The sequence below is a fragment of the Mycobacterium colombiense genome, from assembly GCF_001672755.1.
Lineage (GTDB): Bacteria > Actinomycetota > Actinomycetes > Mycobacteriales > Mycobacteriaceae > Mycobacterium > Mycobacterium colombiense_C.
Genome location: NZ_LZKI01000162.1, coordinates 61,708 through 76,484, shown reverse-complemented (window position 1 = coordinate 76,484; position 14,777 = coordinate 61,708). Strand labels below are relative to the sequence as shown.

The 14,777-nt window shown below is 68.4% G+C and carries 10 protein-coding genes and 1 pseudogene; 10 read left to right on the top strand and 1 reads right to left on the bottom strand.

What is annotated here, in order from left to right:
- Position 1: 1 nt before the first annotated feature.
- The 9 genes from A5708_RS21450 (at position 2) to A5708_RS21410 (ending at position 13,309) form a co-directional block, all read left to right on the top strand.
- Positions 2-2,653, top strand: coding sequence for a hypothetical protein (locus A5708_RS21450; protein ID WP_065030540.1), 2,652 nt, complete (start codon positions 2-4; stop codon positions 2,651-2,653).
- A 2-nt stretch (positions 2,654-2,655) separates the two neighbouring features.
- Positions 2,656-4,701 carry a hypothetical protein gene (locus A5708_RS21445; protein ID WP_065030539.1) on the top strand — a complete coding sequence of 682 codons (2,046 nt, stop codon included), beginning with the start codon at positions 2,656-2,658 and terminating at the stop codon, positions 4,699-4,701.
- Positions 4,698-7,187 carry a hypothetical protein gene (locus A5708_RS21440; protein ID WP_065030538.1) on the top strand — a complete coding sequence of 830 codons (2,490 nt, stop codon included), beginning with the start codon at positions 4,698-4,700 and terminating at the stop codon, positions 7,185-7,187. The genes A5708_RS21445 and A5708_RS21440 overlap by 4 nt, the downstream gene beginning before the upstream one ends.
- Positions 7,187-8,113 carry a hypothetical protein gene (locus A5708_RS21435; RefSeq protein ID WP_065030573.1) on the top strand — a complete coding sequence of 309 codons (927 nt, stop codon included), beginning with the start codon at positions 7,187-7,189 and terminating at the stop codon, positions 8,111-8,113. The genes A5708_RS21440 and A5708_RS21435 overlap by 1 nt, the downstream gene beginning before the upstream one ends.
- A gap of 23 nt (positions 8,114-8,136) precedes the next feature.
- A complete protein-coding gene (locus A5708_RS21430) occupies positions 8,137-9,291 on the top strand; it encodes a hypothetical protein (RefSeq protein ID WP_065030572.1) in 1,155 nt (384 codons plus the stop codon).
- Between the two features lie 17 nt (positions 9,292-9,308).
- Positions 9,309-10,283 (top strand): sensor domain-containing protein, encoded by a 975-nt coding sequence (locus A5708_RS21425; protein WP_065030537.1) that lies wholly within the window; start codon positions 9,309-9,311, stop codon positions 10,281-10,283.
- Positions 10,284-10,286: 3 nt separating this feature from the next.
- Complete coding sequence (locus A5708_RS21420; protein ID WP_065030536.1) at positions 10,287-11,294, top strand: sensor domain-containing protein; 1,008 nt, start codon at positions 10,287-10,289, stop codon at positions 11,292-11,294.
- Between the two features lie 4 nt (positions 11,295-11,298).
- A complete protein-coding gene (locus tag A5708_RS21415) occupies positions 11,299-12,309 on the top strand; it encodes a sensor domain-containing protein (RefSeq protein ID WP_065030535.1) in 1,011 nt (336 codons plus the stop codon).
- 76 nt (positions 12,310-12,385) lie between these two features.
- A complete protein-coding gene (locus A5708_RS21410) occupies positions 12,386-13,309 on the top strand; it encodes a sensor domain-containing protein (protein WP_196772706.1) in 924 nt (307 codons plus the stop codon).
- Positions 13,310-13,321: 12 nt separating this feature from the next.
- Here A5708_RS21410 and A5708_RS21405 read toward each other — a convergent pair whose 3' ends face one another.
- Positions 13,322-14,080: a cutinase family protein gene (locus tag A5708_RS21405; RefSeq protein WP_065030533.1), complete on the bottom strand. Its 759-nt coding sequence runs from the start codon at positions 14,078-14,080 to the stop codon at positions 13,322-13,324.
- Between the two features lie 232 nt (positions 14,081-14,312).
- Here A5708_RS21405 and A5708_RS27665 point away from each other — a divergent pair.
- A pseudogene (locus A5708_RS27665) lies at positions 14,313-14,551 on the top strand (acyl carrier protein).
- Positions 14,552-14,777: the final 226 nt, after the last annotated feature.

Sequence of the window (14,777 nt, the reverse complement as noted above, 5' to 3'; positions counted from 1 at the left end):
CATGGTTGCACCCAACGACACCGCCCTCACCGTGATCGTGGCTCCCCACCTGCATACCGACGAGCTTCTCGGCGTCCTATGCGATTACTCCGCCGCGGGATTGCTGGGCGTCTTCGTCTGGGTGGATGCCGGCGATGCTCGGGGGCCCGCCACGGCGGCGACGATGGTGCGCGGCGGTAGGTCGGAAAGTGTGGTACTGCAACAGGTATTGACCGCCAAGCGCTATGACCGGATCCGGGTCGCGGTACTGGTTCCGCTCGACGTTCCGGGCGATCAACGGGCGCCGCTGGCCGCCGAGCAGTTCGTCGAGCAGGTGGTGCGCAGCACCGCCCGGGGAGCAAGGATGACCCTGCTGCGGATGCTGCTCACCAGCGGCCGGGCCGGCGCCAGCCAGCTCAGCTCGTCGGTCGTGGTGGAGGGCTGGCACAACCTGCTGATCGCGCCGGAGGATTCGCCGGCACCCGGGTTGGGCGCGGTGCCGTGGGGACACCTCGCCGAGCCGCTCGATCTGGCCCAGCGCGCCGCGCCGGTGGTCGCCGCGGTGGCCGGTCTGTGGGCCGACGTGCAGCAGACCCCCTTCGACAGCGTGGAAATCCTGCCGGGGCAGACGCTGCGCGCGGTGCGCGCTTTCTACCGCAGCCTGGACACCGCGGAGGTGGAACGTCGGTTGCGGGCACGGCTGTTCGATCCGGCCGGGCGGTTGCCGCTGCCGCACGGCGGCCAGGTGCCGGTGCTCTACGTCGAGGACGTGTCGGCGGCCACCCAGACGATGGCCCGCGCGCTGTGGACCAAACATCGCGATGTGCTGCGCGGGCCGCGGATGGGCGCCGACGATGTTGCCACGCAGGCCATTTCGATCTGGGCCGCGCTGAAGATGTTCCTGCGCTTCATGGGCGGTGCGCTGCGCAACGCGCCGTCGGCGTGGCTGTCGGCCGTCAAGGGATCGGTGTCGGCGGTGTTGGCCTCGACGGTGCAGGGCACTGTGTTCGGCGGCCGCGAATCGGCGTTCTCGGTGGTGACCAGCAGTCAGCTCGCCGATTGGCAGGATCTTGGTCGCAGCGCCGAGACGCTCAACGCGGCCATCGGCGGATCGGGGGCCAACGGGCAGCTGGCTCAACAGGATCTGAGCCCGCTGTGGACCGACTTCGTCAACGGCGCGCTCACCCTGGCCGACGGCGGACGCCGCGCGAAGGGACTCGACCCGATCCAAGTGGGCGCCGGTGTCGGTGTCGTGGCCAGCGCCGCCGACGTCGTGCCCAGCCGCGCGGACCGATTCACCGCCATCCCGACGTCGCTGGCCGCCGTGATCGGAGTCAGCGACCTGGAGCCGGCCGATGTGCTGGGCGCGGCCGATCTGCGCCAGCGGCTGCAGCGCGCCTACTCCGACCCCGCCGCCGGGGTCGAGGCGCGCGGGGCGTCCACCGAATTGGAGCGCTGGCAGCAGCACGCGTCGAAAAGCTATGCCTGGCAGGCGGGATCGATCCTGGCCGACTTCTTGGGGCGGGCCCGCACGGAGGTCGCGCAAATCGCCGAACAGATTCAGCGGGCGGCCAGCGAGATCTCGATCGACGAGCGGGTGCGCGCCCGCCAACAAGCCATCGGCACCATCCTGGCCACGCTGACCTGGGCGACGTTGGGCGTCCTCGTCATAGTGGTCGGCCTCGCGGTGGCCGGCTTCACCGGCTGGAAATACACCTTGATCACCGGTGGGATATTGCTCGGCCTCTACATCGTGGTATCGCTGACGTTGTTCCTGTTCGCCCAGCGCGACATGTTCACCCTGATGAATCTGCGCAAATCCCAGCAGAATCAGCTCGACATGATGCAGGCGAATCTGCAGACGGCGCTGCAGGACGTCAGCCGCCTGTCCACCGCGTACGGCCAGTATTTGTCGTGGTGTCGCGTGCTGGGGCCGGTGCTGCGCGCACCGTTCGGGCCCGCGCCCGCCGGGCGCACTGCGGCGCCTCTGATCTCCGACGGCCTGCCCCGCTGCGCCCAGGTCGGTGTGGCCGATCCCGGCGCCGATCGTGCCGACGATGCGGCGCATGCCATTCAGCGCCGCCTCTACGCGCTCGGCTGGCTGACCAAGCCGTGGCAGGAGATGGTCGCCCACGCCGCGGGCCGACTGCGGGAAGAGCCCGAAATGCTCTATCGCATGCCGGGTTTCCGGACCTCTTCGGGTCTGGACCAATGGTCGGCGGCGGTGGCGTCCGGGCAGGTGCACTCCACTGGCGCCGAAGCGTTGTGGCAGCGGGTCGAGCAGATGTTCGCCGAGGACGATCGCGTGGGCACCGCGCTGACCGGTGCGGTGTCGGCGCCGGCGATGGGGCAGCACGTGGCCTCCGAACAGTTCGCCGCCGGTGTCGTCGACCATCGGCCGGGGCAGGCGGCTCCCTTCGACGGGTCGGTGTTCACCGACGCGGCGATGACAGCGGGCCGCTGCGCGGTAGCCATCGATACGGCCGCGATCGCCCGGCCCGGTCTGGGTTTTCGGGCCGCGGTGGTGCAGGCCAGCGACGGGCTGGCGCCCTACGACTTCACCCTGTTCGAGGTGCCGCTGGCGGCCGCCTCAGGCGTGGAAATGGAGAAGACCGCGGTGATCACCCACAGCGAACACCGGGACGCACCGCCCGGCGGGGACTTGGTGTTCTAGCCATGCCCGATCCGCAGCACACCGGCGACGCCGACGACCCCCGCCTCAACGCTCTGATCGCATGGCGCCAGCGCCTGATCGACTCCGGGGCGGTGTCCAAGGCGGGCTTCAAAGAAACCCACCTGCGCTTGATACTGCGATCCGGGCGCACCGATGTGGAACAGATTCGGGCGATGCTGCCCGGCTCGGTCGCCGAGTACGCCGAGGAACTGGCGGCCGTCCTGGCCGAGGTGGACTCGGAGTCGTCGCCGGGCCGGCATCACCGCTCGGCGGCCCTGTCGGCGGTGGAGGTCGACGGTGCATCGACCGGAACCGCGCCGTTGGCAGAAGACGCGGCGAGCGGCCAATTGCCAATGAACACAAGCGATTTCGCGGCATTCACCTTTGGTGAACAGACCGGCCCGCTGGCCGCCGTCACCGTCAGGCCGTCGCGCGACGGTGACACCGGAGGCTCCGAGCTGGCCTGGACCCCGTATCTGGCCGGCGGCGATGCCGTGGTGATTTACCGGCTGGTCGCGCAGGAGGACAACGCGCCGTACTCCCCGGATCGGGCCCGGCTGGTGGCGGCCACCCCCGCGGCCACCGCCGCCGACCCGCTGCCCTCGGCCGCGGCGGTGCGCTACTACCAGGTGTGGGTCAACGTCGGCGGCACCCGCGCCGAAGCGCTTGCGGCGCAACCGATCAAGCACGCCGAAGGCGTGGCCGTCAGCCCGGTGCGCGATTGCGTGGTTCGGCAGGACAACGGCAAGGTCATCGGCAGTTGGACGGTGCCTTCTGCGGTCAGCACCGTGTTCGTGTCCCGGATGCCGGCCGAGGAAGCCGGCCGCGAGGGACCCCAGCACCGGATTTTGCTGGACCGCGACAACCGCGCGGGATTCGTCGACTCCGACCCGGCGCCGGGGCGGCACTACGTGTATCGGATTCGGGCCGCGGTCCCGGTCAACGGTGTGCTGCGGCTGGCCGCACCGGTCGACGCCGAAGTCGAAATCGCCGCGGTCCTAACGCCGGTCACCGACTTGATGGTGACGTCGGCGCCGGGGGCCGCGGCGGGCTTCGAGCTCACCTGGAAGGCGCCGTCGGCCGGCGAGGTGGTGATCTATCGCAGCCAGACCGGCCCGGCCGCCGGCGCCGAGGCCAATGACCTGCCCGAGGCGGCGCTCGAGCAGGTCGGACTGACCCCGGATCTGCGCTTGACGCAACCGATTACCGAGCAGCCCGGTCCCGACGGGCGGCCGCGGTCGGTGATGTCGGGAGTGTCTTGGCCCACGGACTGGAGCCGCGCCTACTTCACCCCGGTCACGGTGCTGGCCGGTCGTGCGTTGCTGGGCAAAACCTTCTGTTCGGTGCGCACCGGTGTCATCCGGGATGTCGAACTGGCCGAATACTGCAACAAGCAGGTCCTGACGTTCGACTGGCCGCAAGGCGCCGCCGTCGTCGTGGTGTACCTGGCGCCCAAGGGCTACGACCCGCGCAACGGTCTGACCGGTACGTCCTACGAAATCACCGTCGAGCAGTACGAGAAGTACGGCGGCCTGCAACTGCCCAACGGCAAGCTGCCGGTCAGCGGGTGTTCCCTGCATCTGGCGCCGGTAGCGTTTTCAGCCGGCCGCCGCGCCATCGGCGCCGTGCGCAGCATCGAATACGCGGGCCTGCTGCGGCTGCAGTACGCGGTGCAGTTGAGCCGCGACCCGGCGGGGCAGCCGTCGCACGCCACCATCTATATGCGGTCCGAATACGAAGTGCCGGGATCCCCGGCGTTCGTGTTGGTCAACCACCCGGACCGAATTCCGTTGTCGCCCACCGATGGAGAAGCGCTCGACGCGGCACCGCTGGACGCGCAGGGCGGGCTCGCGGCCACGCCGTCCAAGGAACTGCGGTGGTCGGCCCTGACCACCGCCGGTACCGCCGAGCCGTGGGCCGTCGACCTGCGCGGCCGGCGCGGATGGATCCGATTGTTCGTGAACACGCCCTCGGCGGCGCGGCTGCGCACCATCGCACTCCTGGACCCGCCGGTGCACAGCCTCCGCTTGAGCGCGGGCGCACCGTGACCCCGCGCTACGGTCAACTCGCCTACACGAGTTTCGACCGGCCGGGAGGCGCGGGAGGCTGGCAGGTCAAGCAGACCACCGGTGATCTGTCGCCCGAGGAAACGCAACGCCTGGCGTCGGCTGTGCGCACCGCGTTTCGGCCCGTCACGCCGCTGCCCGACTATCCGACACCGGAGCAGTTGGACGCGACGCCGCGGCGGCTGGAGTACCGACGCTGGGCCAGCGACGCGGCCGGCTACTGGCATACCGTTGCCGCCGGCGCCGACAGCACCGGGCGCCCGGGGAACGTGTTCGCCCACGTATTGCTGGACCGCGCACCGGATTCCGCGCCGCGGCTGCGCCCCATCCAACGATGGGGCTCGCCGGCCTGGTTACGCCCGTTCGGCGCGGCGGCCGTCGGACGCGCCGCCTTGCCCGCCGAACCGCCGGGCGTCGCGGACGTCGTCACCCGAGAAAGTGCGATCGCCTTCGCGCTGGACACCAGCACCTGGCGGGTCGGCACCTTGCTCGGACTCCTGGACGCGGTCGCGGCCGCGCTCAATGGGGGCTCACCCGTCGTCCTGGGCGCCGTCTCCGTCGACTCGGCCGCGCAGTGGGTCGGCCTGGTGAGTTTCCTGATGTCACCGGGGACCGCGGCCACCCTGAACTTCAGCACCTTCGACCGCGCCGACCAACTCGGCCCGGCGCAGCACGCCATCCAGCACCTGGCCGCGGTACCTCTCGGCGACTTGCACACGCTCCCGGCCGGTTTCGTCGTCATCGACGAGACCGCGACGCTGTCGCTGGGGGAGTTGGGTGGCGAGCCGCACCGGACCGCATCGGGTCAGGCGATCGCCGTCACCGCCTGGTCGGTGATGGCGCAGGAGGTGCTGCTCGATCCGCAGTCGGCACTCGCGGTGCTCGACGAACTCGACCACCGGGCCGCGCAAACCGAGGATCGAGACCTGCACCCGGCCTGGCCGCTGGCGGTCACGATCGCCGCCGACGAGGGCTTCGCCGCTGCCCATCCCGAAGCGAACGCGATCATCACCGCGCACTCGCCCGCCGGCGTCACCCCGGGATCGCCGACCGAACGCCTTGTCGACGAGGCACTTTCGGCCCTTGTCGGCCATACCACGCCCGACGCCTGGAAGGCGGCCGAGCAGAATCTGCCCGGCTTCGCCGGTGAACACGCCGCCCTGACCTACCTGTGTCGCGCCGTCGGCGACGACACCTGGCTGGATCAGTTGGGGCCGATCCCGTTGAGCGCCAAGACCTATCATGGCCGTCCGGTTCCCGAACCACTGGCGGCCGCGCTGGGCCCGGCGCTGCAGCGGGCCGGGGCCACCGATGATCCGCAACGGCTGCTCAAGCTGGTCGACCTGTTACTGCGCGCGGGTGTCGACGATGACCGCCTGACTCAAGCCCTCACCGAACGGGTCGCGCCCCAGCTGGCCGACCCGCACACCGGGCCCACGCTGGCACGGCGGTTGCCGCACCGGCTCGGTCTGGAAACCCGGATCGTCGCGGCGGCCGCGACCCTGCGCCTGAGTTGCGAGAGCGCCACCCCGGTCAGCGACGCCGTGCTGGATTGGTTCGCCGACGGATCCACCATGCCCTTGCCGGCCGAACTACGGGGCGCACAACCGTGGGACGCCACGTGGACCCGAGCGGCGGTGTGCGGCATGCGCGCCGAACGCAACCCCGGTGAGTCGGATCCCTTCGCGGAGTTGTGGTGGCTCGCGGCCAATGGATCCCCGCGCCGCGATGAGCTAGCGGCCCAACGTATTTGGGATCCCGCGGAACTGCTGGCGGCGGGCGGACCCGCCCTGAGCACAGCGGCGCTGTTGCCGACCCTGCTGGGGGCACCCGACAGTGAATCGTTGGCCCGGTTGGCCGACGAGATCAGCGGCGCGAACAACGACGACCTCGCGGTGGCGTGCGGGGCGCTACGCATGGTCGCCCCGGCGTCCTGGGTGCAGCGCGGCTACGTCAACACTCATCAAAAGGCGTACGCCGGGCTGTGGGACGCGGCATTGAGCGAAATCGGCCCCGGCCGAGTGCATGCCGACTGCGCGGTGCGGGTGGCGGTGCTCGCGGTCCTGGGCATGATCGCGGGACAACCGCGACCCGTCCTGGCGGGACAACTCGCCGCCGATCCGGCGGTGGCCACCGCCGCCGGCGAGCAGGTGCTGGCTCTGGTCGACCACAACATCGTCACGACCACAGAGGTGTTGGCGGCCAGCCTGCTACGCACCGACGCCGCCGAGCCGGGCGATGCCGTCGATGGCGTGCTGGGCGCGGCCGCCGCCGCGCTAACCGCGAGCCGGCAGTTCAGCGACGACGATCAGGAGGTGGTGCTGGCGATGATGATGCGGATGGCCGGCAGCAACGAGGCATCGCCGCCACGGCGGTACCGGAAGCTGGTGAGCACGATGCTGGCCCGCCGTGCCGACGTGCGGGCACCGCTGACGGCCCCGCCGGCACAGATGTGGAGGAACCACTGATGCCGATCTATGCCCTGACCGCGCGTAATCAGCGCGCGCACATACCCGTTGGGCCGCTATCGATCTCCATCAGCGGCGCGGTCCAGGACGCCGCGCTCGACGTCCAGGGCGCACCGAGCCAGCCCGTGGTGCGCTCGAGCCCCCAACACGTCGTGTTGCCCTCGCTCACCGGTCAGGTCACCGTCGCCGTTCGACCCGCGTTCACAACGCAATTCGGTGCCGGCACCGTCGTGCACCTGGCGATCGCGCACGATGTGCCCGACGAAGCCGACCCGGTCCAGGTGTTGTTCGACCCGGTGGACGTCAGCGGCGATGGCGCGGTGGTGTTCGCCGAACTGCGTCCGGCCGGTCACCACATCGAAGTGGCCGTCACCGCCGCCGCCGACACCGCGCTCAGCCCGCTGGCCGCCGCGGCGCGCACCTCCGCGCGGCGTCTCATCGGCCGGGACCGCAAGCCGGCCCACACCGAACTTGTTGTCGCGTTGAACAGTTCGGCGTCGATGCGGCCCTGGTTCGCCGATGGCAGCGCGGCGGCCGCCACCGACCTGGCCGTCGGGGTTGCCGACGCACTCGGAATTCATGACGTGGCCGCGGTCCTCGTCGGCGCCGACGTCACCAAGGTTCCGGTGGACAGCCACGCCCCCGGCGCAAAGCTCGCCGACGCCGTCCGCAAGGTGCAGCCGCGATGGTCTGCGGGCGCGCGCTGGTCGCGGCTGCGGACCGACATCGCCACGGTGGCGTGTTCGGACTTCCCGGCCAGCGGCGTGCACCGCGAATTCGCGTTGATCACCCTGTCCGATGACCGCCGTGCCGCCGGCCCACGGCTGCCGGCGCCGCGGTCGGGGCAAGATGCCTCCGCCGAACTGCTGGCGCACCCGCAGGTGCTCGACGAGATCACCGCCGGGCTTGTTCGGGCCCTCACATGAGCGCTCCGACAGCCCAGGCGATGCTGACGAAATGTCCACGCTGCTTCGCGCTTCTGGATCCCGATCATCACTTGTGGACGCTGGCGCCGACCAGCGGTGCACCCCGTTACCACGACGAGGTCGGGTCGGCATTCCTGGGCGCGAAGGCCGAGATCGGGCCGATGTTCCGGTGGGATCGCCCACCCGGATACAACGGTCCGCCGCCGCCGAACATCGCCGCGCAGGCGCTGCGCGGTCCGGTGCACGAGATCTGCCCGGTCTGCCATTTCGCCCTGCCCGACCGGTGGCGCGAGGGGCAGGCCTATTGCATCGCGATGGCGGGCGCCCGCGCCACCGGCAAAAGCCTCTACATCGCGGTGCTGGTCCGCCAACTGCAGCTGCTGTGCGAACACCTCGGGTTCGCGATGGCGCCCGCGACGCGCTCGACCGCGGTCGCGTACGCCACCCATTACGAGACACCGCTGTTCGTGCAGCGCGGGTTGATCCCGCCGACGCCAACGATGATGACCCAAACCTCGACCCAGCGCGAGCCGCTGATTTTCAGCCTGGGCACCTGGCACGGGGTGCAGCGTTACCTGGTGCTGCGCGACGTCGCCGGCGAGGACATGGAGTCCGGGAACCTCCACTCACCGCCGTTCCGGTTCTTCAGCAACGCCGAGGCCGTCTTCTTCATGTTCGATCCGCTTCGGGTGCAATCGATTCGGGATCAGTTGCAGGACCTGCTGCCCCCACAGATGGTGAGCGGGGGAGACCCGCGCGGCGTGCTCAACAACGTGATGATGGCCATCGGTTCCGGCGAGCCGCGGCTGGCCGTCATCCTGTCGAAGTTCGACGCCCTGCGGGCGCTGCGCGATGTCGACGGCTCCGAGTGGAGCATGGTGATGTCCAACGCGGGGGCCGCGTATCTGCGTGATCCCTCGGATTCGGTGCTCTACGACGACAACGACGGCCAGCTGCTGCACGAAGAGGTGCGCAGCCTGCTCACCCGGCTCAACGCCGGCTCGATCATCGCCGGCGTCGAAAACCCGTCCACACCACGACGATTGAGGCATCGCTTCTTCGTCGTCTCCGCCCTCGGCCAGCCTCCCAGCGGCCAACGGCTGCACGCCCGGGGCATCGCCCCGTTCCGTTGTGTCGACCCGGTCCGCTGGGTCACGTCGAGCTTCGGTGTGCTCTAGGTTTCCGCGCGGCGAACATGACGATCCCACCCCAGAATCCGTTCGAGCACAATCCGTTTGGCAGCACCCCGTTCGGGGGCAACCCCGCCGGGCCTCCGGTGTACGCGGCACCGCCCGCGCCACCACCGGATCGCCCACCCGTCAACGCCTTGGCGACGTTGTCGGTGGTGTTCGCGTTCATGTTCGCCCCCGTCGGGGCGATCCTGGGGCACCTGGGCCTGCGGCAGATCCGGCGCACCGGCCAGCGCGGCCGTGACCGCGCTCTGGTCGGCACCGTGCTGTCGTATGCGGTGATCGTCGTCGTGGTGGGCGTTTCGGTGGTGTGGCTGACCCGGCCCGACAGCCCTGCCGTCCGCAGCGCCGCACCCACTACGGCTCCTCCGCCCGCGGCGCCCGCGGTGACGCCGTCCGATTTGGCGCGGCTGGTACCCACCCTCGCCGACACCAAAGCCATCACCGGTGACGACAAGTTGATCCAGGCGGTGATCCTGCGCCGGCCTGAGGATCTCGCGGCAGGCGGACAAACCACCGACCGTCCGGAATGCCGTGGAACGCTGTACGCCGGTGTGCCGGACCTGTACAACGTCGGAACTCTGGTCAATTACTACATGCCGGTCTTCGCCGACCGGGACGACCCGGTCAACACGAGGTCGATCGACGCGGCCATCGCGGCATTCCCGGACCCGGCCGCGGCGCAAGCGCAACTGACGAAGATGTCGTCGGCGTGGCACCAGTGTGGCGGGTTGCCGGTGAAGATCACGTTCCTCAATAAGAGCACGGTCGCGTTCTCGCTCAACGAGCCGATCGATTCCGGCAACGGCATCACCACCATCGAAGCCTCGGCACGCGACGACCTCTCCGTGCACGCGATCGCCGCCAAAGCCAACGTCGTCATCGATCTGCTGGTGTCCTACACCGGCAACGACGTGGACCGGGCCCGCCAAACCGCGTCGGCGGTGGCCAACCAGATCCTCAACAAGATTCCGGGCTGAGCGATGACGAATCCGCAGGAACCGTTCGGAACCAATCCCTTTGGCGCCAACCCGTATGGTGGCGCCCCCTACGGTGGAATGCCGCCGGGTCCGCCGGTCTACACGGCGCCGCCACCGCAGCAACGGCGCACCAACGCCCTCGCGACGTTGTCGGTGGTGTTCGCGTTCGTCTTCGCTCCCGCAGGGGCGGTGCTGGGGCATCTGGGCCTGGCGCAGATCCGGCGGTCCGGCGAACGGGGCCGTGACCGCGCGATCGTGGGGCTGATGCTCTCCTATGCGGTCATCACACTGACGGTCGTGGCCGTGGTGGCGTGGGCGACCCAGGCCAACGGCGGCTCGTCGCGAACAGCGTCACCGACCAGCGCGGCGGCCTCAACCGGTGCCAGCTCAGCGCCATTCTCGCCCATGGTCACCCCGACGGGCCTACCCGGGTTGCTGCCAACCGTCGATGACGTCAAGCGGTTCATGGGAAACCCCAATCTTGTTGCCCTGCCGCCGACATTCAAGCCGGGCCCGGACTCCGACAGCGCATCCGTCGATCGCCCCGAATGCTGGCCGGTCATGGGTGGCGGCGCTCCGAACACCGATACGCAGGCGCTCGTGGGTTACTACGGGTTGGTGCTGATCGACGACCACGACGTGCCTGCCATGAAAGAAGCGGGACAGGTGCTCATGGCCTTCCGAGACCCACCGGGTGCGCAGCGGCAGCTGGCGAACCTGGTGTCGATCTGGCGTAAGTGTGGCGGGTCGACGATGAACATCCTTCCGCCTCCGGGCAAGCAGGCGGCACCGGTCGCGGTGTCGATGGGTGTTCCCGCCGACGCCGGAAACGGGATCACCGCCATGGTTTTGACCGCACAGGGCCCGGTGCTGCGGTCGCGCAACGATCGTGCAATCGTCGCCAAAAACAATGTGGTCGTTGACATCAATGTTGTGCTGGTGGACACCGATCGCGGCCGGCAGGCCGCGCTGGACATCGCCAACTACATTCTGGGCAAGATCCCGAGTTGAGCCGATGAGTAATCCCTTTGGTTCCAGCCCGTTTCAGCCGAATCCGTTCGGCGGCGGTTCCTTCGCCCCGCAACAGCAGCAGGTACAACCACCTCCGGTCCCGCCGCGTGATGAGGCCAATGTGTTGGCGACTCTGTCGGTGGTGTTCGCGTTCGTCTTCGCGCCAGCGGGTTTGATCGTGGGGCACTTGGGATTAGCGCAGATCCGACGCAGCGGTGAGCGAGGCCGTGATCGGGCCTTGGTGGGTGTGACGTTGTCGTATGTGTTCATCACCGCGTTGGTGGTGGCGCTGATTGTCCGTGCAACACTGCCCGAGAGCGCCCCGGCCCACGTCGCCGCACCCACGACCACCACGACGGTCCCACCCAGTTCCACGCCGCGGGTGGCCGCTCCGCCGCAAACTCCGATGGTGCCGCCGTCGGACTTGCCCGGATTGCTACCGAGCCTCGACGACGTCAAAAACATTACGGGGGATCAAGTTTTGGTGGCGTACGAGCCGACATCTCAACCAGGAAGTAAATACCAGTTGGTCGACCGACCTGAGTGCTCAGCGGTTTTCGCGGCCGGTGCACCGAACACCTACGACATGCAAGGCGCGCTACGCTACTACGCCACGGTGATGATGGAAACGAATAATCCGCACACCCCTACCCAAGCCGGTCAAGCGGTCGTGGCATATCGCGACGCGGGCGCGGCCCAAGCGCAATTGACGAAGATCCAGTCGATCTGGCATCAATGCGCCAGCTCTGCCATGACTCTGCTCGCCCCTCCCAACCAGAAGGGAAAGGTCGACGTCGCATTAACAGTGATGAGCCCCGTCGATTCGGGCGGCGGCATCACCTCTTTGGAGGTGCTGGCGCAGCAGCTGTCGCCACGATTAGGCACCTACCGCGCGATTGCCGCCAAGAGCAATGTCGTGGTCGATGTCATGGTTTTGATGGTGGCGACGGGCGACCGCGGTCGCCAGGCCGTTCTCGACATCGCCAACTTCATTCTCAACAAGATCCCGGGCTAGGCATATGACAAATCCCTTCGGTTCCAGCCCGTTTCAGCCGAATCCGTTCGGAGGTCCGCCCGGTCAGCAGCCTGCGATGCAGCAACCCCCGGCCCCGCGGCGTGATGAGGCCAACGTGTTGGCGACGTTGTCGGTGGTATTCGCGTTCGTCTTCGCTCCGGCAGGACTCATCCTGGGGCACTTGGGATTAGCGCAGATCCGCCGCAGCGGTGAGCGAGGCCGTGATCGGGCCTTGGTGGGTGTGACGCTCTCGTATGTGTTCATCACCGCGGCGGTGGTCGCACTGATCGTCCGCGCGACGCTGCCCGACACGACCCCAACCCGGGTCGCGGCACCCGCGACCACCACGACAACCACCGCGAGCACCACGCCGACCACCACTCCGCCGGCTTCACCACCCACTGTCGCGCCGGCCGATGTCGACGGGTTGTTACCCAACCTGGAGGACGCCAAGAACATCACGGGCGATCCGGCCATGAAAGCCGATGCGACAGTCCACCAACCGGGACCCGACCCGCAGCGAGGACACATCGACCGGACGGATTGCTGGGCCGTCATGGAGACGGGCGCCCCGGAGGCCTACGACCTGCCGGCCATCGTGGGATTCGCCGGATCAGACTTTTCCGACAACCACGACTTTCACCACCAGTGGGTCGTGGCTCAAACGGTCTCGACGTATCACGACGCGGCCGCCGCTCAGGCACAGCTGAACAAGCTGTTGTCGAATCTGCGTCAATGCGGTGGCACGACCATCAACGCGACGTGGCCGAACGGCAAGACGTACCCGTTGGCTGTGGAGCCGCCGGCGGATGCGGGCAACGGCATCACCACATTGGCGCACGTCCTGCAATCGGCGACTCGGATCTTCTGCGTCCGTGCCGCGGCGGCCAAGGCCAACGTGGTCATTGATGTGGACACATGCTCCAACGACGGGTCCGACGCCAGTCAGCACGCCGCCCTGGCAGTCACCAACCTGATTCTGGGCAGGATCCCCGGCTAGCCGGCCGGCTACTCAGCTGCCGAAGCCGCCGCCCGCCGGTGCCGCGACCGGTGCCGGCCCGCCCATACCGAGGTGGCTGGAGGCGAAGGCGACTCCCTTGTCGATCATCGCGCCGTCGTCGGCGTAGGTGTCGTGCGCGGCAAAGTTGAGGCCATCGGAGCAGACCGGGTCCTCGGTGGCGCACACCTTGACGGTCTTGTCCTGGTACATCGGGCCGATGACCACGGGCGGCTCGTTGAGGAAGTTCATCGCCCGCACGTTGGGCATGCCGAACAGCACGACCGAGGACACGTGGTTCGCGACGTCGGGATCCAATGGCTTCGGAACGGTGTTGGGGTCGACGCCGTCGGGAACGGCGGCCGAGGTGACAAACCCCATCACGGCCGCGCCCTGCGAGTAGCCGCCGAGCACCATCTTGGTGTTGGGGCAGTCGTGGGCCATCGAATTGACGTGGGCGCCCGCGTCTCTGATGCCGTCGATGCCGGTGTCCCATTGGTCGCTGGCGGGGTAGTTGACCGGGTACACATCGAACGACCGCCCGCCGACGCGCTGGTGCAGCGCATCGACGAAGGCCTGACCGGTGGGGCCGACGCCCGGCGCTTCACCGGTGCCGCGGGCGAACACCACTTGCACGTCCGGACACTGGGCCGAGGCGGAGGGGATAACGGACGTGGTCAACGCGGAAGCGGTTACGCCCGACGCTGCGATAACAACTGCTGGACCAAAGGAACGAACGATGTGACGTGCGATCATGGCGTCCGAGATGCCCATGCAAGCCCCTCCAAAACTGTCAAGTTGCCAACGATTTGGTGATGTTTTCCTGTATACCGGGGCGCAGCGACAGGTGGCGGATAGCGGCGGCGTCGCCGCCATCAGACCGACGCAGCCATTGCGTGTCGGATTGCCTACAAAAACACTTTAAGCCGTCGTTTGGTGTTGTCCATTCAAGGTAGCCGGAGGCGGCGAGCACCGGATTCGGCGCTCACTGTCAGGGGGCGGCGACATGGCAACGGGTGAAACGGGTTTCGACGACGTCACCTTCGATCTTATTTCCCTCCAATATCACTCGCGCAAGGGGGGCACGATAACGGCCAATACGTGCGCGACGCGAAGAACGCCGGCCTCGGTGATGGCGTCGTTCTCAGCGAAGTGATGGCTCAAGACTCCGAGCGCGCACGGCGGTGCCGCGAGTTCTTGTTCCGGCAGCAGGGTTCTCTGACGGCTGGGCGGGCCGCAAGATAAGAAATCTGCGCGCGCTGGCGGCTTCGCCCTGAGCTAAGTCGACGGCACCGATCGCGACCGAGGGTCACCTAATCGTTGAGGGTGCCGCCGTTTCCGCAGGTTGATCGCCGGATGGCCAGGTCTGATAGACCCGCCGATGAGTAGCCGCATTCGTGTCAGCAAGGTCACATACTGGCAAAGCTCGGATGCATTCGGCGTGGCGCCCTATTAGAGTTACGTATCTTAG